Below are 17,566 nucleotides of genomic sequence, written 5' to 3' on the forward strand. Positions count from 1 at the left end.
GATGAAGCGGATAACTGTTCTACAGATCTTGAAGCAACATTTACTGATGCTACAGCTGATGGTACTTGTGCAAACGAATCAATAATTACTAGAACTTGGACATTAACTGATGACTGTGATAATACAACGACTTTAGTTCAAACGATTACAATTGAAGATAACACTGCACCAACATTTACAGTGCCGGCAGATGTAACTCTAGAATGTGATCAAGATGCATCTGATATGACCTTAACTGGTGATGTAACAGATGAAGCGGATAACTGTTCTACAGATCTTGATGCAACATTTACTGATGCTACAGCTGATGGTACTTGTGCAAACGAATCAATAATTACTAGAACTTGGACATTAACTGATGACTGTGATAATACAACGACTTTAGTTCAAACGATTTCAATTGAAGATAACACTGCACCAACATTTACAGTGCCGGCAGATGTAACTCTAGAATGTGATCAAGATGCATCTGATATGACCTTAACTGGTGATGTAACAGATGAAGCGGATAACTGTTCTACAGATCTTGATGCAACATTTACTGATGCTACAGCTGATGGTACTTGTGCAAACGAATCAATAATTACTAGAACTTGGACATTAACTGATGACTGTGATAATACAACGACTTTAGTTCAAACGATTTCTATTGAAGATAACACCGCACCAACATTTACAGTGCCTGCAGATATGACTTTAGAATGTGATGTCGATATGACAGATGTTACTATAACTGGTGATGTGACGGATGAAGCTGATAACTGTTCTACAGATCTTGAAGCAACATTTACTGATGAAACTACTGATGGAAGTTGTGCTAACGAATTTGTTATCACGAGAACATGGACATTAAGTGATGATTGTGAAAATACAACGACATTGGTTCAAACGATTTCAATTGAAGATAACACCGCACCAACATTTACAGTGCCTGCAGATATGACTTTAGAATGTGATGTCGATATGACAGACGTTACTATAACTGGTGATGTGACGGATGAAGCTGATAACTGTTCTACAGATCTTGAAGCAACATTTACTGATGAAACTACTGATGGAAGTTGTGCTAACGAATTTGTTATCACGAGAACATGGACATTAAGTGATGATTGTGAAAATACAACGACATTGGTTCAAACGATTTCAATTGAAGATAACACTGCACCAACATTTACGGTACCTGGAGATCTTTCAATTGAATGTAATCAAGATGCAACCGATTTAACTTTGACTGGTGATGTGACTGATGAATTTGATAACTGTTCTATTGGTTTAGAAGCTACGTTTGCTGATGAAATTACTGAAGGTGAATGTGCTAATGAATTTATTATTACAAGAGTTTGGACAGTAACTGATGAATGTGAAAACGCAACTTCACTTATACAAACGATTTCTGTTGAAGATAACACGGCTCCAACTCTAGTTGGTGAATTAGAAGAAAATATAAGTGTCGTATGTTCAGATATTCCTGAAATCCCAGAATTAATTTTCGAAGATGCTTGTTCTACAAGTATGATTGTAGAAATTAACGAAACTTCTACGTCTGATGGAACTTCAGCAGATTATATGATTATTAGAGATTGGATCGTAAGTGACGAATGTGGAAATGAGGATATTTTTACTCAAACTATTAACGTCTCTACAGAGAATACAATAGTAGCATTTGATGTTCCGCTTTGTATTGATGATACTACATTCGATTTATTCGATTCTTTAACTGGTGATTATGACGCAACCGGAACTTGGGAAGTAGTTTCAGGAGATGTAACCTTAAATGGAAGCTTCTTTGATCCAACAACAGTTGATCTTGGTGACTATGTCGTAAGATATGTACTTACAGATAGTGATTGTCCAAGTGAAACAGAAGTAACTATTACAGTTCATGATGATTGTGTGGTATTACCTTGTGGTCAAGAAGATGTTATCATCTCTAAAGCTGTAACTGTTAACTTTGATGGGATTAATGAATTCTTTGTAATTAGTGGAGTTGAAGACTGTGGTTTTGTTCTCGAATTACAAATCTTTAACCGTTGGGGAGCAAAAATTTATGACAATCCTAATTATCAAAATGATTGGAATGGTACAGCATCTAATGCTTCCATAGGAAATTCAAACTTTGTGCCAACAGGAACTTATTATTACGTAATTAAACTAATAGATAGTACTGGTGAATTAGAATTAAAACCAATTACAGGACCAATCTATGTTTCAACAAAATAAATCTTAACCTATATGAAATTAGTCAAGTTTAACATAATAGCGTTTATACTATTCAGTAGCTGGATGGGTGTTGCACAGCAGCTTCCGCAGTTTACTCAGTATATGTACAATACGATTTCAATAAATCCAGCTTATGCAGGAAGTAGAGAAACATTAAGTGTTGTAGGGTTACATAGAAGTCAGTGGGTTGGTCTCGAAGGAGGTCCGCAAACTCAAACACTATCTATACATGCACCAATGAGAAATGAAAGAGTTGGTCTTGGTATCTCGTTTATAAACGACGAACTAGGATATCAAAACTTTTCATACCTATATGGAGATTTTTCATATACGATTCCAACAGGTGAAAATAGTAAGTTAGCCTTCGGTGTAAAAGCTGGATTTACAAGTTATAGTTTGGATGCAGATTTTCAGCAATCCCAAGCTCATGATCCAGTAATTTTCGGTTTTGAAGACCGATGGAAACCAAACATAGGTACAGGTGTGTACTGGCATAGTCAAAAATGGTATTTAGGACTTTCTGCTCCTAGAATATTAAATACTGATTACACTGGTGATGCAGAGTTTCAATCGCTAGAAAGGATTAGTTATTACTTTACTGGTGGCTATGTATTCGACTTAAGTGAAAACACAAAGCTAAAGCCTGCCGCGCTTTTAAAAGCGACAAGTGGTGCACCGTTATCTTTTGACCTTACTGCGAACTTTTTATTCTATGAAAAGTTTTGGGTAGGTGCTAGTTATAGAATTAACGAACGTGCATCTGCCATTGGTGGTTTGGCCGATTTTCAAATATCGAAACAGTTACGAGTTGGGTATGCTTACGAGTATCCTATTTCTGACTTAAGAGCCTATACTAGTGGAACTCATGAAGTTCTATTAATGTTCGAAATATTTAAAAGCAAGCGTATTAAATCACCTAGATACTTCTAAAAACCAAATCAATGATGAAATCAAAGTTTTTAATCTTAATATTGGCGCTTAGTAGCACAATTATGATTGCCCAAGAAAAGCTTGCTGATAAGTTTTTTAGCAACTTCGGGTATGTAAAAGCCACAGAACTTTATGAAGAAGTTCTCAAAAAAGGAGACACAAGTCTGCATGTATTAACTCGTCTTGGTGATTGTTACTATAACAATTCTAAATCCGATAAAGCTGCATTTTGGTATAAAAAAGCACTTGAAAAGTATGGTCAAGATGATATGAATCCTGAGTATATATACAAACATATTCAGTCGTTACGTAGTTTGGGACAATATGAAGACGCAGAGTCTTGGATGAAAAAATTCATGGAAATCCAGAATAACGATACACGTATTAAAGGTTATAATCCTGAAAATATTGCAAAGTACGATGAACTAGCAAGTTCAGAAAAGAATAGCATTGTCAAACTTCAGAATTTGCCATTTAACTCTAAGTATTCAGATTTTGGATCTTATATACATGATGGTCAGCTATATTTTGCATCGGCTAGAAATACAGACGAAAAGAAACGCTATAGTTGGAACGAGGAACCTTTCTTGGATATCTATCAGGTAAACGTTGAGAAAAAAGAAGATACCGTTACTTATGGTGCACCTGGTTTTATTTCTGCGGAAAAAATAAACACCGATTTTCACGAAGCTTCAGTAGCGATTACCACTGATGGAAATACCATGTATTTCACAAGAGATAATGTTGGTAAGAGTACTAAAAAAGTGAAGTATGATGAAAAAGGAACAACACATCTTAAATTATACAAAGCGACATTAGTTGGTGAACAATGGGACAATATTTTAGAATTGCCATTTAATGACGAAGTGTTCTCAACTGGTCACCCAGCCTTGAGTGCAGACAACAAACAATTATATTTTGTATCTGATCGTGAAGGCGGTATTGGACATACTGATATTTATGTTGTAGATATTAATGGAGAAAACGACTATTCTGAACCTAGAAATTTAGGTGAAAAAGTGAACACTGAAGGTCGCGAAATGTTTCCGTTTATCGCAAAAGACAGTACGTTTTACTTTTCTTCTGATGGACATCTTAACTTAGGGTTCTTAGATATATTTAAATCTAATATTCTAAAAGATGAGACTTCAGAACCAGAAAATCTAGGCGCTCCATATAATAGTGGTTACGACGATTTTGCATATTTCAAAAATACTGCCAAAGCTGAAAATGAACATACTGGATATTTCTCTTCAAACCGACCAGATGGTCAAGGTAGTGATGATATTTATAGTTTTGATGCTTCAATTTGTATTCAAACGATAAAAGGAATTACAAGAGATAAAAATACCAACGAAATTTTAGCTGGTGTTACTGTGAAGTTGATAAACGATGTTGGTAAAGTTATTGTCGAAGTTGAAACTGGCGCAGATGGTAGCTATCTGTTTACAGCCGATTGTAAAAACAACTATACGGTTATTGGTAATAAAGAAGACTATAAAGACGATCAAAAACAAGTCGTTACAGACAGTGAACATGAAAAAGTTACTGAGGCAGATCTATACTTAGAGTCATTAATTAATGATAATCAGATTGTCATCAACCCAATTTTCTTTGATTTTGATAAATCGAATATTAGAACAGATGCACAATACGAACTTGAGAATATCGTAGATGTTATGAGAGCGCATCCTACAATGGTGATTAAAATTGAATCGCATACAGATAGTCGTGGTCGCGATAAATACAATGAGAAATTATCTGATAGAAGAGCAAAATCTACAATGGAATATATTATTTCAAGAGGAATTGCTCGAGAACGTATAGAAAGCGCTATTGGATTTGGAGAATACCAATTACTTAATAAATGTTCTAATGGTGTGAAATGTACCCCAAAAGAGCACCAATTAAATAGACGTTCGTACTTCTACATCTTAAAAGAATAATATTACCCTCTAAACTAAATTTGTTTAAAGCAGACCTAATTAAGGTCTGCTTTTTTTATACACCCTCAATTTACTTTGGTCAATATCATATCTGTTGGGATATTATAATTTAATGGTTCGTTACTCATTCGAACACCATTAGATCTTTTAATTTTCCATTCTGCTGTTATGGTACAGTTTAAACACAGCGGCTGCACTGGCAGTATTGTTAATCTTAAATCTCCAAATTTATTTTTTCGTTCTCCATTTTCATAACCTATGGTATTGTCTTCTATGTGAGCTCCCAATACTGTACCATTTTTAGATCCACCAAAAATAGCATAACCATTATTATAAGTTGTCCCTGGTATATCAAAATTGGATTTATATAGTAGTGTTTCTGATCCATTATTAACTTCTACAAGTTGATAATCCCCTTTTACATATAAATTATCAATATAAAAAGTGACTCTAAAAGTTTGATTCCCATTTGTATTTTCCCATGTACCTACAAAAGGGGTTAAATTATTTAAATCATGCTGACCATAAACTTGTTGTGATTTACAAGAGAATAGGACTATGAGTAGTAGTGTATAAAATGTTGTTTTCATTATGTTTAATTTCTTTAGCCAAAACTATAGCTAATAGTATAGCATTACAATCCAAAATGAGTAAACACTACATTTGAGATAGCAACTGAGTTTTAACAAAAAAAAAGCTTTGATGTTACCCAAAGCTTTTTTATAATTCTCACTGTATTCCTAATTTACTTTGGTCAGTATAATATCGGTTGGGATATTAAAAATTAGTGGATCCCCATCAATTAGATTACCTCCTCGTGTTTTAACTTTCCATTCTGCTGTTATGATACAGTTTAGACATAATGGCGGTATTGGCTGTATGGTAAATCCTAATATACCATCTTTTTTATTTCGTTCACCATTCTCATAGCCTATGGTATTATCTTCTATTTGTGCCCCCATTAATATACCATTATCAGATCCGCCAAAAATGGCATAACCGTTATTATAAGTTGTACCATTTATATCAAAGTCAAAGTTAGATCTATATAGTAGCGTTTCAGATCCATTATCAACTTCTACAAGTTGATAGTCTCCTTTTATATATAAATTATCAATATAAAAAGTGACCCTAAAAATTTGGTTGCCATTTGTATTTTCCCAAGTACCAACAAATGGGGTTAAATTATTTAAATCATGCTGACCATAAACTTGTTGTGATTTACAAGAGAATAGGACTATGAGTAGTAGTGTATAAAATGTTGTTTTCATAATATTTTTTGTTTTAATTTTGACAAGGTGGTAGTCTAACAACTACGCCATTATTATTTAAATCTACTTTAGTATATGTGTTAAAACTTTCATCGGTTTCAAATAAAGTAAAACCGGCATCTGCTGCGTTCATGAAATTTAAAAACTCCCTAACTGCGTCTTCATTAGGTGTTGTTGGTGTTATTTTCGGAGTCTCTTTTGGATTAAAATATTCATCAAAAAGAGGTGTAAAAACATCTTTGGAGTTATTATATCTTTGATACTCAGCAAAATCACCAACATCAGTTACACTATTAAATGTTGCAAAAAAAAAGAAATCCAAAAACTTAACAGGGTCATTAATTGTGATAGCATATTGGGTTCCTTGTTTGGTCGCCACAAATAGAACAAAAGATGTTGTGTCTAATTTATTTAATCTTATTGCCTTAGCTACTCCTATTAAATCGCCAGGAGAAAAAGTGGGGAGACTTGGTATAGATGTATCTGGATGATTATGTCCCATTGCTTTGAACTTATTAACTCCAATCGTAATCTCAACTTTTGGACTAGCATTGGTTCCTTGAAAATTTGAGACACCTACTGTGTTTTCGTATTTTGCAATCCCTTTTTCAAAATCTAAGCTCAAATTTGCTTCGCTTGCCAGATCTATAAGCTCTTGTTTAAAATCATCGTTTGCTGGATCATTTATAAAATCTGTTACCTTCGTACATTCTATTATATCTGCTGGACTAAGTATGGCTCTAGGAACAATTGGTATTGTAACAGGATTATCTACAAGAATAGGAATAGTGTTTCCACCACCACCTTGACCTATAGGATTTCCGTAATCATCATAGGGACTAGGATCGTTATTTGGTGTTATTCCAAAACCGCCTTGACCACATTCTGTGAGATATAGTACTCTATATGGTTCTGGTATACCTTCATATTTTTGGGCACAATCAAATCCTCCATTAGACCCTGTTTCTATATCTTCAGCCGTATGTCTCCCTAAATACCGACACCTTGGAACAACATCTACAAAATCGTAACAACCGCCATCACCAACTCCTCCTATTCTTGAAAGGAGACTATTTCCCAAATCATTGTCCTCCAAAATTGTATAACTAACTTTATCGCTTAAGTCTACTTCTTCATTGTTTTGAATTCGCTGTTTTTCTTCAACGCTAATGTCATAGCTTACAAAAAAGCTTCATAACTCCCGTCATCTTCTAAACTTAATAATAAATTTTCCATAAGACCATTATCAATATCTCTTTCTAAGGGAAAAGTATAGGAATGGTAATTGCCAAACTCAATGTAATTGGCCACTTCAGTATCTACAGTAAAGCCGTATTCAGAAAATGACACCGATCTATTAAGAACAGAGTCGTTTGAATTGATATTAGAAGTTAAGGTTACTAACTTCGCTGAAAGCCCTTTGTTTTTTATAATGTCTGGGTTTATTGATTTTTCAATTTTAAAAACTGACAATTCATTTAGTATAGGAACTTTACTGGGTTCGATGACATCATCTTTTTGACATCCACTAAAACAAATGACTAGGAATAGGATTAGAAGTTTTGGGAATCTTTTGAAATTTTTCTTCATTCTTTATTTAATTAATTTAAGATTAAAACGGATTACACCAACTATAATATAGAAGGATAACAGCATGCGAATTAGTCTTTAAAAAAATTAAAATAGAATATTCAAATATAAGAATAATACTACTTTAACAAAGTAATTTTCTTGCTTTTTGAGTATTTAATTATTGTGCTACGTAATTGAATATTTTGCTTATTATAGTCCACATTGGTTTATAGCCAATTGCATCAATTTTTGATTATATTTTATGGAATTCAAAAAGGTTTTTGCGTTTTATGAGAATTAAAATTATGACCGTGCTGATGCTATGCGAAGGCAAGAGATTTCAATTAAGATCATATCAGAGAAAAACTAAAAACTTCATCACGTCATTAATGTATAGTGTACATAAAAAAGTTCCCATTTCATTATTTACCCATTATAAATCATGAAAAAAGCCACAGTAAAACTGTGGCTCTAAAAATAACGATTTGCTATTAATCAATTTTTAAACGTTTATCTTTTTATAAAGATGTTTGTATAATACCATTTTCCTTCTTCATTTTGTTCTGCAGAGATATCAAAGTCGGTATAATCACCTTCAATATTTTGTCTGTGTCCATCACTATTTATCCAGGCATTAACAACAGATTCAGCAGAATTAAACGCATAAGCTACATTTTCTGAAACTTTAGTTGCATCTGCATTGTCTATTAGACTGTTTTTACGTTGGAAAAAATTATCGTGAGATACATTATTAACTTCTACCATATAATCGGTGTGCGTATAAGCTACAGATTTAATAATGTTATGGTTATTTAAAGGCGTTAAACCTTCATTAATTCTATGAGCGTTAATCAACTCTAAAATTTCTATTTCGATTGTTTTTGCTGCTGGAGGGACAGGTAATGACATACTATCAATTGTCTCATCTGGAAAGTTTTCAGTAGAACAAGAAAACGTTAATAAAGCAACTAAAGCCATAATAGGCAATAACTTGGTAGGTTTCATAATGTAGGTTATTTAGATTTGGTAATTCAGAATTGGGGTTCTAAATCATTTTTTATAAAATCAATTGTTTAAAACAGGGCAGTATTAAACAATTGTGTATTACATCGTAAATATATACATTATTGGTTATTTAAACGATAAAACATGCATGTTATCGATTAAATACAATATAAATTAAGAATATTCGTACAAATTATAAGTTTTTAAGACTTGAAGAAATAAGATTAAAGGAGTTTAAGGTGATAAACGATCTAAATTCCAATTGAATTCCTCATCCAATTGATAACGTAATCTATCGTGTAATCGGTTAGGACGACCTTGCCAAAATTCAATTTCTACAGGCTTGACTATAAATCCGCCCCAAAATTCTGGTCGAGGAATTTCCTTTCCCTCAAATTCTTTTTCTAAGCTTTCCAGGCGTTGTTCAATAACATCTCGATTTTCTATAGGTTCACTTTGATGAGACACCAATGCTCCAAGTTGGCTTCCTCTTGGTCTAGATTCAAAATAACCATCACTTAAATTCTCAGCAATCTTTTCAACTTTTCCCTTTATAATGATTTGACGTTCGGCTGCAGGCCAAAAAAAGGAAAGGCATACATTTGGGTTATTAGCAATGGCTCTACCCTTTTCGCTTTCATAGTTGGTATAAAAAATAAAACCTTCGTAAGTATATTTTTTTAATAGCACTACTCTACCTTTTGGAAAACCATCTAATCCCAAAGTACTCAATGTCATAGCATTGGTTTCTCCAACATCAAAATTCTCATCGACTTCAAGAAACCATTTTTGGAATACCTCCATCGGGTTATCACTCACATTATTTTCGAGTAATTCTTGCTTTTCATATGACTCTCTATAATCACCTAAGTCTGTATTCATTATAACTATTTAAAGGATTTATTATTACTTTTCTTTCTTAGCTTCATTTATTTCTTATAAATTTAAGGAATAATCCCTTCTAATGAAATTTGAAAACAGTAAATATTCTAAACTTTTAGAATATAAAAAAGTCGGTTTCACCTTCGGAAACTTATACATCACTAAACATTTTGCTATCTCAGAATTAAACGAAGGTATTCATGTTGATTTTACCATGGTTAGTGAATTGATTAACAAATTTTCTGAAGAAATAAGTAACGATATCAGAATAGGTTATATTGCAAATCGAATCAACTCCTACTCTTTCGAACCTCAATTATGGCTTGATTTTAATAATGAATATGACTTTTTAGTTGCAAGTGCTGTTGTGACTTATAGCGATTTCGGTTATCTCAATTCTTCATTAGAAAAACATTTCTTTAAAAAGAGCCTCAAAAGATGTCGTAGTTTAGAAGAAGCTATTGAATGGATGATAGCGTTAGAAGAGTTTAAAAAGGAAACTAATTGAAATTAAATTCTTTCCCATCTTGAGCCAGTTCGACATTCGAAAATATGGCCTGTGCTTCAGTTTTAAAAGCACTTAAATCATCGTATCTCGTCGAATAATGTCCAAGAATTAACTGACCTACATTAGCTTTTTTTGCAATAGTAGCAGCTTGTTTGGCTGTAGAGTGTTTTGAATGCAAAGCCAATGCTTTATTTTTTTCAATAAATGTCGACTCATGGTATAGTGCATCTACATTCTTAATGATTGGTATAATCGCTTCGTTATATGCTGTATCACTACAAAACGCGTAGCTTTTTGGTGGTTTTGGATTTCGAGTCACTGATTCATTTTTGACAATTCCTCCGTTATTATCAGGAACATCAGCACCTTGTTTTAACTTTCGATAATAGGCGACATCAATATCAGCATTCAGGACAGCATTCATATCCAATTTACGATCTCCTGATTTTTCCTTGAAAAGAAATCCGTTCGTATAAATTCGATGATCTAAAGGAATCGTATAAACTTCTACTTTATCATCTTCATATATCATTTCCGAAGTTGAAGCTGTTAGCTCATGAAAAATCAATTTATAATTTGTCCAAGATGCTGATAATTTCATTTGAAGTGTAATCACTTCTTTTAAGCCTTTAGGTGCATAAATGTGTAAATCGGCTTCACGAGTTAGCAATCGAAATGTCGAAATTAATCCTGCTAAACCAAAACAATGATCACCATGTAAATGAGAAATAAAGATGTGTTTTATTCTACTAAACTTCACTTTATTTCTACGTAACTCAACTTGGGTACCTTCTCCACAATCGATTAAAAACGTATGGTTATTTATCTCAAGAATTTGAGCCGTTGGATTTGTATGTACTTGTGGTGTTGCGCTGTAACAGCCTAGAATAGTTAACTTCATAGTCAATTAAAACCCTAAATCACGTTCTATCTCCTCCATCTCAATAATATCGTAAGCTTCTTGCATGGTAGGTACGACAACAATTTCATCTGGAGTTTCATCAAGGTTAGTTTTATCTGTTACGATGACAAACGAATGTTTTGCTCTTCTATGTTTATTAGACAATTGTAAAAACTCAACGATATGTGGTAAAGTGACTTTATCAAGAGTCGTTAGGCATACCATAATATTATCATTTCTAAATCGCTCGTATAAAACATCAATTTTTTTTACTAATTCTATAATTGATACTTTCTCTTGGGTTATAATAGATGTATTTCCGTCTTTATCAAAAATCATAATCTTAATGTTTTATTTTGGATGCCAATAAGTAAATTACTGCCATTCTTATAGCCACGCCATTTTGAACCTGATCTAAAATAATGGCCTGATCAGAATCGGCAACATCACTTGTGATTTCTACACCGCGATTGATAGGTCCAGGATGCATAATGGTAATTTCCTTATCTAAAGAATTTAAAAGCAATTTATTGACTCCATATTGTTGTGTGTATTCTCGTGTAGATGGAAAATAACTTATATCCATACGTTCATTTTGTACGCGCAACATATTCGCTACATCACACCAGTTAAGCGCTTTACGTAAATCAGTTTCAACTTTTACACCTAAATCTTTTATATACTTCGGAAGTAATGTTTTTGGTCCGCAAACCATCACATTAGCACCTTGTAACTGTAGTGCATATATATTAGACAACGCTACTCTACTATGCAACACATCTCCAACAATAACTACGTTTTTCCCTTTAACTTCTCCTAAGCGTTCTCTAATGGAGTAACTATCTAATAAAGCTTGTGTAGGATGCTCATGAGCACCATCACCTGCATTGATAATACTTGCATCTACATGCCGTGATAAAAACACACCAGCCCCAGGGTTTGGATGACGCATCACCACCATATCAACTTTCATAGATAGGATATTGTTCACTGTATCTATTAGTGTTTCTCCCTTTTTTACAGAAGATTGAGATGCTGAAAAGTTGATGACATCTGCAGAGAGACGTTTTTCTGCCAATTCAAAAGATAATTTTGTACGTGTTGAGTTTTCGAAAAATAAGTTAGCAATAGTAATATCTCTAAGCGATGGCACTTTTTTTATAGGTCTATTAATCACTTCTTTGAAATGATCTGCAGTTTCAAAAATTAATTGAATATCCTTTTTGTTTAGATATTTAATTCCTAATAAGTGATTAACACTTAATTCGCTCATTTTTTTAGTATTCAATTTGCGGTCTCAGTATTCACTACTCAGATGCAATTTTTAATTATTCACTTTTAACTATTCACTAGATAAACTGAGTCTTCGCCTTCGTTTTCTAACCAATTTACTTTTACTTTTTCTTCATTTATGGCATCTACCTGTCGACCTCTATAATTAGGCTGAATTGGTAAATGTCTACTAAAACGTCGATCAATTAACGTTAGTAATTCTATTTCATTTGGTCTGCCAAACGATTGTATAGCTGTTAATGCCGCTCTAATACTTCGTCCTGTATATAGGACATCATCTACAAAAACAATGTTTTTATTTTCTACTATAAAATCAATTTCTGTGGTATTCGCTTCTAGAATCTTCTCGCCTCTTCTAAAATCGTCTCTAAAGAATGTAATATCGAGATGACCTAACTGAATATTCTTAATCTTGTAATCGTCTTTAAGCATTGTTGCCAAACGATTAGCTAGGAATTTACCTCTAGGTTGCAATCCGATAATAACAGTATTAGAAAAGTCGTTGTGATTTTCAATAAGTTGACAAGCCAATCGATGAAGAATGATGTTTACCTCTTTAGCATTAAGTAAAACTTTTTGACTCATATGGGTTCCAAACGTGTTTGGTGAACAAAGTTAAGCTAAAAAATTAGGGTTTGCAATGGTTTTATAAATCAATAAAAAAAGCCTCTCATTTCTGAGAGGCTTTTTAATATTCAAAATTTCAAGGAATTATTTCTTCCCGTCTAATTTATCTTTAAGCGCTTGTAAAGCTTCGTTAGCATCACCTAAGGTTGGTTTTGCTTCTGCTGCTTGAGCAGTTTGCTTCTTAACAGCTGCTTTTACATTTGCCATTTCTTCTTCTTTGAAGATTGCAGTATGAGAAGCGACTACACGTTTAAATTCTTTGTTAAATTCAATGATTTTAAACTCAGTAGATTCACCTTTCTTAAGCTTGTTTCCGTCTTCTTTTTCTAAGTGACGTGATGGTACAAAAGCAACGATATCTTCGTTAAAGTCTATTGTAGCACCTTTGTCTACGATTTCAGCAATCTCTGCAGTATGTACTGTTCCTAAAGCGAACTCAGTTTCATACTTATCCCAAGGGTTAACCGTTGTTTGTTTATGACCTAAAGATAATTTACGTCCTTCAACATCTAATTCTAATACAACAACCTCTAATGTATCACCTACGTTAGTAAACTCACTAGGATGTTTGATTTTCTTAGTCCAAGATAAATCAGAGATATAAATTAATCCGTCGATACCTTCTTCTAATTCAACAAAAACACCAAAGTTTGTAAAGTTACGTACGATACCTGAATGTTTAGAACCTACAGGATACTTAGTAGTAATATCTGTCCATGGATCTGGTGTTAATTGCTTAATACCAAGAGACATTTTACGATCTTCTCTATCAAGTGTTAAAATCACAGCATCGATTTCATCTCCAACTTTTACAAAATCTTGAGCAGAACGTAAATGTGTTGACCAAGACATTTCACTTACGTGAACTAACCCTTCTACACCTTCTTCTACTTCTACGAATGCACCGTAATCAGCAATAACAACAACTTTTCCTTTTACTTTATCACCAACTTTTACAGTTTCACCTAAAGCTTCCCAAGGATGTTTACTCAATTGCTTAAGACCTAATTGGATTCTAGACTTATCTTCATCAAAGTCTAAGATTACCACGTTTAATTTCTGGTCTAATTCTACGATTTCATTTGGATGATTAATTCTTGACCAAGATAAATCTGTGATATGAACTAATCCGTCAACGCCACCAAGATCAATAAACACACCGTAAGAAGTAATGTTCTTAACGATACCTTCTAATACTTGACCTTTTTCTAATTGACTAATGATTTCTTTTTTCTGCTCCTCAATATCTGCTTCAATAAGCGCTTTATGAGAAACTACAATGTTTTTAAATTCGTGGTTGATTTTCACAACTTTGAATTCCATTGTTTTATTTACATACTGATCATAATCTCTAATTGGCTTCACATCGATTTGAGAACCTGGTAAGAATGCTTCAATACCAAATACATCAACGATCATACCTCCTTTAGTTCTGCATTTTACAAAACCGTTTACGATTTCACCAGTGTCATGTGCGCTGTTTACACGATCCCATGCTTTGATTACACGAGCTTTTCTGTGAGATAATACCAATTGACCAGTTGCGTCTTCACGAACATCAATTAATACTTCTACTTTATCACCAACTTTTAAATCTGGATTGTAACGGAACTCATTAAGAGAGATTACACCTTCAGACTTAGCATTAATGTCAATAATAACATCACGATCTGATAAATGAATAACTGTACCTTCTACAACTTCGTCATCTAAGGTATCTACAAAATTTTCAGATACTAATTTTTCAAACTCTTCTAATTGTTTTTCATCGACAGGATCAATTCCTTCTTCGTAATTGTGCCAATTGAAATCTTTTAAGAATTGTTCTGGATTTACTTCCTCCACTTTCGGAGTTTCAACAACTGTAGTTTCTGTTGTTTCAATTACAGCTTCGGTAGTTTCTACTTCGGCTTTTTTTGTTTCTTTTTCAGACATGTTCTGAATTAAAATTTGTATTCTGTACGTTTGAAAGAATTAAGCGATAACACACAGAAGTGTTATTGATTGTTATAATTTGTTCCTCTCATCTTTCTATATCTCGCTAAAAGGAGTGCAAAAATACACTTTATATACTATAAAACAAAATAAAAACGGTATTGTCTAACCTATTGAATTTCAGAATTTAAATATGTAAAAAAATCACTATGTTCTGTTTTAATTTTTGGCACATAATTTGGTATATTTACAATAGTATTAATACTAATTAAAAACAAATATTATGGTGAGATCAAAATACCAAAGCGTATTAGACTTAGGACAATCATTGAACATCGAAAATGGTGATGTAAAAGAAGAAAATGGCGTATTAAAAGTAACAGGAACTGCAAAAACTCAATACGAAAAAGATTTAATATGGGACAGCATTAAAGCAGCAGGTGGTGATAACCCAGCAGATATTATGGCCAATATTAAAGTGGCAGATGAATCTGTTTATCACAGACATACAGTAAAAAGCGGAGAAACTTTAGGAAAAATAGCTAAGCAATATTACGGCAACGCTTCGAAATATCAAGCTATTTTTGCAGCGAATTCTGATATCTTAAAAAATCCAGACATTATTCATCCTAATCAAGAATTAATTATACCAAACTTATAAATTGACAAGATTATAAAAACTAAAAAGCGACCTAGTGTCGCTTTTTTTATGGAGTGTTTTTGATTTTCTCTTCGGAAAGCTTAAAAATAAATTCAAATTGTTCATCTAATGTCATATTAGAATTATCAACTTTAATCGCATCTTCTGCCATTTTCAAAGGGGAGTCTTCTCTTGTAGAATCGATATGGTCTCTGGTTTGAACATTTTTCAAAACGTCTTCATAAGACACATCATCTCCTCTTTCAATGAGTTCCTCATATCGTCGTTTTGCTCTCTTTTCTGCGGAGGCTGTCATAAACAACTTTAATTCGGCATCGGGAAAAACAACAGTTCCAATATCGCGTCCATCCATGACCACACCTTTATCTTTTCCGAAGTTTTTCTGTTGCTTTACTAACTGCTCTCTAACTTTAGAAATAGTTGCTACCTGACTCACAAATTGCGATACTTGTAGAGTTCGAATATCTCTTTCAATATTTTCTCCATTGAGATAGACTTCAGCAAAACCTAAGTCTTCATTAAACTTAAAACTGATTTTAATATCGTCTAATTGAGAAATAAGCGCTTCAGCATCAAAACAATCGGTTTCTATAAATCCGTTTCGCATCGTATACAACGTCACTGCGCGATACATTGCTCCAGAATCGACATAGACGTAGCCTAAAGCTCTTGCCAACTGTTTGGCAACAGTACTTTTTCCTGTAGAAGAAAATCCGTCAATGGCTATCGTAATTTTTGTCATTTTCTTAAATCTATTTGTACACCAAAGAAATTAGCATTACCTGCTCCCGTAAATCTTGCGTGCGTATAACTGAATCTCATTTTATTAAGCTTAACGCCTAAACCAAATGATAATCCAGAAAAATTTCGTTGATCTAAAATACGCAATTCTTCTGCTCTTCTAAAGTTATAAGCCATCCTAATATTGAAACCTCTTTCTGGAAATAATTCTGCACCTATAATTGTATGACGCAAGACTTCGTTTAAAAAACCTACTTTTTCTTGAGTTTGATTCCCATCTAAATCTGTGGTAGCTCGAGATGGATTTGAAAACCCAATTGGCCAAGCTTGTAAATTCTCAAAAGTTAAATGCCAGCGCAAAGGCATATTTTCTAAAGTTTGTGACAATCCTAAAGTAACATCTAAAGGTAGTTTTTCATTTAAACCAGCATAAGTTGTGATTTGTGTTCCTATATTTCTAACCGTTAATGCAGCATGAAAATCTAACCGTTCATTAATATACATGGCACCAAAATCTGCAGCAACTCCAATTGAGTTGTATTGCTCCAATTTTGAGGTAATTAATTTCAAGTTAGCACCAACATAAAAATCAGAAAACGGAATTTGATACGCATATCCAGCAGACAAAGCTGCTTCATTTCCTGTAAATGTTCCAGTAGATACACCATTAAGATCGTAACCATCAAATGTTCCGTAGTTGATGTAAGTCATTCCAATATGCAAGGTTTGAACATGTCTGTCCCAAGTATAAGCATAAGCTGCTGTTCCGTAGCTAATTCCTCCTAAATAACTAGAATAGTTTAATGACAATTGGTTATCCATTTCCGGGTTAATCGTCGCAGGATTAAATAGGCCACCTGTAACGTCATAATCGTAATTGGTAATTACTTTGCCACCAAGTGCTGCTTGACGAGGTGATGCTACTAAATTTAGAAATTGGTATGTCGATTCACCTCCTACTTGGGCAAAAAAAGTGCTTGTCATAAATAGACAAAATATCGTGGTAATTTTCTTTAGCATATAAGTTTGCAAATTAACTAAATCTATCTTAAAACGAATGTATGTCTATTTTAT

18 protein-coding genes are annotated in these 17,566 nt (G+C 33.3%); 5 read left to right on the top strand and 13 right to left on the bottom strand.

The genetic code is table 11. The features are described 5' to 3' along the window. The 3 genes from V7719_RS13695 to V7719_RS13705 form a co-directional block, all read left to right on the top strand. A partial coding sequence (locus tag V7719_RS13695; protein ID WP_335730490.1) for a gliding motility-associated C-terminal domain-containing protein occupies positions 1-2,220 on the top strand: 2,220 nt, incomplete at its 5' end. 12 nt (positions 2,221-2,232) lie between these two features. Beyond that, the gene (locus V7719_RS13700) at positions 2,233-3,150 is read left to right on the top strand and encodes a PorP/SprF family type IX secretion system membrane protein (RefSeq protein ID WP_335730491.1); all 918 of its coding nucleotides are present in this window, start codon (positions 2,233-2,235) and stop codon (positions 3,148-3,150) included. Between the two features lie 11 nt (positions 3,151-3,161). Beyond that, positions 3,162-5,096 (top strand): OmpA family protein, encoded by a 1,935-nt coding sequence (locus tag V7719_RS13705; RefSeq protein WP_335730492.1) that lies wholly within the window; start codon positions 3,162-3,164, stop codon positions 5,094-5,096. Positions 5,097-5,161: 65 nt separating this feature from the next. Here V7719_RS13705 and V7719_RS13710 read toward each other — a convergent pair whose 3' ends face one another. The 6 genes from V7719_RS13710 to pdxH form a co-directional block, all read right to left on the bottom strand. Continuing rightward, the gene (locus V7719_RS13710; protein ID WP_335730493.1) at positions 5,162-5,686 is read right to left on the bottom strand and encodes a DUF6705 family protein; all 525 of its coding nucleotides are present in this window, start codon (positions 5,684-5,686) and stop codon (positions 5,162-5,164) included. Positions 5,687-5,836: 150 nt separating this feature from the next. Then, positions 5,837-6,367, bottom strand: coding sequence for a DUF6705 family protein (locus V7719_RS13715; RefSeq protein WP_335730494.1), 531 nt, complete (start codon positions 6,365-6,367; stop codon positions 5,837-5,839). Positions 6,368-6,380: 13 nt separating this feature from the next. Next, complete coding sequence (locus tag V7719_RS13720) at positions 6,381-7,463, bottom strand: hypothetical protein (protein ID WP_335730495.1); 1,083 nt, start codon at positions 7,461-7,463, stop codon at positions 6,381-6,383. Between the two features lie 83 nt (positions 7,464-7,546). Next, positions 7,547-7,957 (bottom strand): hypothetical protein, encoded by a 411-nt coding sequence (locus tag V7719_RS13725; protein ID WP_335730496.1) that lies wholly within the window; start codon positions 7,955-7,957, stop codon positions 7,547-7,549. A gap of 492 nt (positions 7,958-8,449) precedes the next feature. Beyond that, positions 8,450-8,944, bottom strand: a complete 495-nt coding sequence (locus tag V7719_RS13730; protein WP_335730497.1) for a CAP domain-containing protein — start codon at positions 8,942-8,944, stop codon at positions 8,450-8,452. A gap of 234 nt (positions 8,945-9,178) precedes the next feature. Continuing rightward, positions 9,179-9,826, bottom strand: a complete 648-nt coding sequence (gene pdxH / locus V7719_RS13735; RefSeq protein ID WP_335730498.1) for a pyridoxamine 5'-phosphate oxidase — start codon at positions 9,824-9,826, stop codon at positions 9,179-9,181. An 82-nt stretch (positions 9,827-9,908) separates the two neighbouring features. Here pdxH and V7719_RS13740 point away from each other — a divergent pair, with 82 nt between their 5' ends. Continuing rightward, a complete protein-coding gene (locus tag V7719_RS13740; protein ID WP_335730499.1) occupies positions 9,909-10,334 on the top strand; it encodes a hypothetical protein in 426 nt (141 codons plus the stop codon). On the opposite strand, the gene V7719_RS13745 is transcribed toward V7719_RS13740, so the two are convergent. The 5 genes from V7719_RS13745 to rpsA form a co-directional block, all read right to left on the bottom strand. Continuing rightward, complete coding sequence (locus V7719_RS13745) at positions 10,327-11,235, bottom strand: ribonuclease Z (protein WP_335730500.1); 909 nt, start codon at positions 11,233-11,235, stop codon at positions 10,327-10,329. The genes V7719_RS13740 and V7719_RS13745 overlap by 8 nt on opposite strands. A gap of 6 nt (positions 11,236-11,241) precedes the next feature. Further along, on the bottom strand, positions 11,242-11,574 hold the full coding sequence (locus V7719_RS13750) for a ribonuclease Z (RefSeq protein WP_335730501.1): 333 nt from the start codon (positions 11,572-11,574) through the stop codon (positions 11,242-11,244). A gap of 4 nt (positions 11,575-11,578) precedes the next feature. Then, the gene (locus tag V7719_RS13755; RefSeq protein WP_335730502.1) at positions 11,579-12,508 is read right to left on the bottom strand and encodes an aspartate carbamoyltransferase catalytic subunit; all 930 of its coding nucleotides are present in this window, start codon (positions 12,506-12,508) and stop codon (positions 11,579-11,581) included. A 65-nt stretch (positions 12,509-12,573) separates the two neighbouring features. Next, positions 12,574-13,113 carry a bifunctional pyr operon transcriptional regulator/uracil phosphoribosyltransferase PyrR gene (gene pyrR, locus V7719_RS13760; RefSeq protein ID WP_335730503.1) on the bottom strand — a complete coding sequence of 180 codons (540 nt, stop codon included), beginning with the start codon at positions 13,111-13,113 and terminating at the stop codon, positions 12,574-12,576. Between the two features lie 126 nt (positions 13,114-13,239). After that, a complete protein-coding gene (rpsA, locus tag V7719_RS13765) occupies positions 13,240-15,090 on the bottom strand; it encodes a 30S ribosomal protein S1 (RefSeq protein ID WP_335730504.1) in 1,851 nt (616 codons plus the stop codon). 283 nt (positions 15,091-15,373) lie between these two features. Here rpsA and V7719_RS13770 point away from each other — a divergent pair, with 283 nt between their 5' ends. Continuing rightward, complete coding sequence (locus V7719_RS13770; RefSeq protein ID WP_335730505.1) at positions 15,374-15,751, top strand: LysM peptidoglycan-binding domain-containing protein; 378 nt, start codon at positions 15,374-15,376, stop codon at positions 15,749-15,751. A 46-nt stretch (positions 15,752-15,797) separates the two neighbouring features. Here V7719_RS13770 and cmk read toward each other — a convergent pair whose 3' ends face one another. Continuing rightward, positions 15,798-16,493, bottom strand: a complete 696-nt coding sequence (cmk, locus tag V7719_RS13775; RefSeq protein ID WP_335730506.1) for a (d)CMP kinase — start codon at positions 16,491-16,493, stop codon at positions 15,798-15,800. Continuing rightward, entirely contained in the window at positions 16,490-17,512 is a 1,023-nt protein-coding gene (porQ, locus tag V7719_RS13780) for a type IX secretion system protein PorQ (RefSeq protein ID WP_335730507.1), read from the bottom strand. The genes cmk and porQ overlap by 4 nt, the downstream gene beginning before the upstream one ends. Positions 17,513-17,566 lie beyond the last annotated feature (54 nt).

This window comes from Psychroserpens sp. (assembly GCF_036960315.1).
Classification (GTDB): domain Bacteria; phylum Bacteroidota; class Bacteroidia; order Flavobacteriales; family Flavobacteriaceae; genus Psychroserpens.

Excerpts from the sequence above, each read along its gene's own strand:
- V7719_RS13715 (WP_335730494.1), bottom strand. The coding sequence starts at position 6,367 with ATGAAAACAACATTTTATACACTACTACTCATAGTCCTATTCTCTTGT.
- porQ (WP_335730507.1), bottom strand. The coding sequence starts at position 17,512 with ATGCTAAAGAAAATTACCACGATATTTTGTCTATTTATGACAAGCACT.
- rpsA (WP_335730504.1), bottom strand. The coding sequence starts at position 15,090 with ATGTCTGAAAAAGAAACAAAAAAAGCCGAAGTAGAAACTACCGAAGCT.
- V7719_RS13710 (WP_335730493.1), bottom strand. The coding sequence starts at position 5,686 with ATGAAAACAACATTTTATACACTACTACTCATAGTCCTATTCTCTTGT.
- V7719_RS13770 (WP_335730505.1), top strand. The coding sequence starts at position 15,374 with ATGGTGAGATCAAAATACCAAAGCGTATTAGACTTAGGACAATCATTG.
- V7719_RS13730 (WP_335730497.1), bottom strand. The coding sequence starts at position 8,944 with ATGAAACCTACCAAGTTATTGCCTATTATGGCTTTAGTTGCTTTATTA.
- V7719_RS13750 (WP_335730501.1), bottom strand. The coding sequence starts at position 11,574 with ATGATTTTTGATAAAGACGGAAATACATCTATTATAACCCAAGAGAAA.
- V7719_RS13740 (WP_335730499.1), top strand. The coding sequence starts at position 9,909 with ATGAAATTTGAAAACAGTAAATATTCTAAACTTTTAGAATATAAAAAA.
- pyrR (WP_335730503.1), bottom strand. The coding sequence starts at position 13,113 with ATGAGTCAAAAAGTTTTACTTAATGCTAAAGAGGTAAACATCATTCTT.
- V7719_RS13700 (WP_335730491.1), top strand. The coding sequence starts at position 2,233 with ATGAAATTAGTCAAGTTTAACATAATAGCGTTTATACTATTCAGTAGC.
- V7719_RS13745 (WP_335730500.1), bottom strand. The coding sequence starts at position 11,235 with ATGAAGTTAACTATTCTAGGCTGTTACAGCGCAACACCACAAGTACAT.
- V7719_RS13755 (WP_335730502.1), bottom strand. The coding sequence starts at position 12,508 with ATGAGCGAATTAAGTGTTAATCACTTATTAGGAATTAAATATCTAAAC.
- V7719_RS13725 (WP_335730496.1), bottom strand. The coding sequence starts at position 7,957 with ATGAAGAAAAATTTCAAAAGATTCCCAAAACTTCTAATCCTATTCCTA.
- cmk (WP_335730506.1), bottom strand. The coding sequence starts at position 16,493 with ATGACAAAAATTACGATAGCCATTGACGGATTTTCTTCTACAGGAAAA.
- V7719_RS13705 (WP_335730492.1), top strand. The coding sequence starts at position 3,162 with ATGATGAAATCAAAGTTTTTAATCTTAATATTGGCGCTTAGTAGCACA.
- pdxH (WP_335730498.1), bottom strand. The coding sequence starts at position 9,826 with ATGAATACAGACTTAGGTGATTATAGAGAGTCATATGAAAAGCAAGAA.